This window comes from Neptunomonas sp., assembly GCF_041601355.1.
Taxonomy (GTDB): domain Bacteria; phylum Pseudomonadota; class Gammaproteobacteria; order Pseudomonadales; family Balneatricaceae; genus Neptunomonas.
This window is the reverse complement of sequence record NZ_JBFIIH010000248.1, coordinates 1-2,036: the sequence shown is the minus strand read 5'-3', so window position 1 is coordinate 2,036 and position 2,036 is coordinate 1. Positions and strand designations below refer to the sequence as shown.

Sequence of the window (2,036 nt, the reverse complement as noted above, 5' to 3'; positions counted from 1 at the left end):
TTTTGCGGGGTCTTCAACGCTCAACGTTTTTCACGGGCAAGTGTGGGAGAGACGCCAAAATAGTCTTTGTAACAATTACTGAAGTGGCTGGTACTGACAAAACCACTCGCCAGAGCAATGTTAGTAATTGAGTCATTCGTTTGTAACAGCAAACGGCGAGCATGAGTAATTCTTAGCTCCAAATAATAGCGGCTAGGTGAAGTTTCCAGGTTATGCTGAAATAAGCGCTCGGTTTGGCGTCTTGAAATACCAACAAGCTCACTTAACTCCTCGGCACTGATAGGTTCTTCAATATTTGCTGCCATGAGTGACATTACCTCACGCAGTTTTTCGGGTAGGCAAGGGTCGTCAATCACTTGGTTTAGACGTATGTCACTGCTCTCAGACACCTGATCGCAGCTTAAAATCTCACGAATAGCTCTGATGATAGCTTTTCCGTGTATTTCCCCAATCAGGTAAAGCATCATCTCTAAAGCGCTAATCGGACCTGCACAACTGAGGCGATTGTTGTCGCGAACAAACACTTGATCAGAGGTGGTCACGTGAGGAAACCGCTCGCGCATAAATGCGTGGTTATCTGGATGAACGGCACAGCTTAGCTTATCTAACAGCCCTGCATGAGCTAATGCGATCGCACCATTCCATATACCACCCATGATGACACCTTGTTTGGCAGCCTCTTTAAGCAGCTTGTTAAGGGTAGGGTGTACGCCGGTTGAACAGCGAAAGCCGCCACAAATGATAAGTATCTCAGGGAGGTTTTTGTGTGAGCTTGTATCATTAATGATGGAGTCGGCAGCAATTTCTATACCCAGATCACTGATAACAGGCGAGCTATCTAAAGCAAGTGTTTCATAGCTAAATAGTGGGCTGGTATTGACCAGGTTGGCGGTGACTACAGCGTCAACTGCCGCTGTGAAAGCCATCATAGAGAAATGCTTTTGTAGAATGAAACCGACATGCGTTGGTTCAGATTGCGTGCTTCCCGCAGGTAAAAAAGCACTATTAGCATCCCGCATTTTTGCGCTAAAGTTGCGTTTCTCTTTGTGGCCGGTCATAAATCAATCATACCTATTCGTTATGCTTTTTCTTTTCAGATGGTTACTAAGGAACATACGATTAAGTGAACCACTCGCTGATAATGTTACCGAGTGGTAATTCTGATCCCTGTCAGCTTCTGTTTCTTTTCGTTTTTAGCGGGGCTTGCGCCTGTGCGGTTTTCTGTTTATTCATCAGTAGATACAATTATCCTACGCACTTAACATCTTATTCACACGCATAATGTTCGCCAGCGAAAATATCATGGCGAGTTTACAATGATTTTACTCAGGCGACGATAACTGGCCTACGTAAAGCCGAAGTGCCATCTATATAAAAAACCTAATTTCATGATTCTTTTAACGCTCAAAGAAAACTACAGGTCGTAAATTGGCATATGGCATTTTTTAATAAGAACATAATTTGGTATCTTTCAGAAGAATAACTACGCACTTTGTGTGGAGGCCTCATGTCTATCAGTGTTTTTGATCTTTTTAAAATTGGAATAGGTCCTTCCAGCTCTCATACCGTCGGCCCGATGCTAGCCGCTGCAGAATTCGCACATCATCTTCAACAGCATTGCCTGGCTGAGAAGGTGCATAATATCCGTGTCGATCTGTTCGGCTCACTCAGCGCAACGGGTATAGGTCATGGTACCGATAAGTCGGTCATTGTTGGATTGATGGGAGAGCGTCCCGCTACTATTGACCCTAAGATTATCGACCCTGTTGTCGCGACGCTTCAGCAGACCAATAGATTAAGCCTGCTGGGTCAGTATGATGTGGAATTTATCTGGTCCAGAGATATGAGACTCCTTGAAGAGAATCTTCCTTATCATCCTAATGCTATGCGACTGGTTGCGACAGCCGTGGATGGCACGCTGCTTTATGAAAACACTTACTATTCTGTCGGTGGCGGTTTTGTTATCGATGAAAGTGATGCAACCGCCGATGCGCATTTAGTCCCGCAAGTTGCATTGCCGTATGAGTTCAATAATG

At 44.6% G+C, this 2,036-nt stretch carries 2 protein-coding genes; one reads left to right on the top strand and one right to left on the bottom strand.

All coding sequences use genetic code 11. The features are described from left to right. Positions 1 to 20 precede the first annotated feature (20 nt). Positions 21 to 1,058, bottom strand: a complete 1,038-nt coding sequence (locus ABY436_RS19975) for a GlxA family transcriptional regulator (protein WP_372740676.1) — start codon at positions 1,056 to 1,058, stop codon at positions 21 to 23. Between the two features lie 449 nt (positions 1,059 to 1,507). On the opposite strand from ABY436_RS19975, the gene ABY436_RS19970 reads away from it, so the two are divergent. Beyond that, positions 1,508 to 2,036 (top strand): serine dehydratase beta chain (locus tag ABY436_RS19970; protein WP_372740675.1); only part of this gene is annotated, 529 nt, incomplete at its 3' end.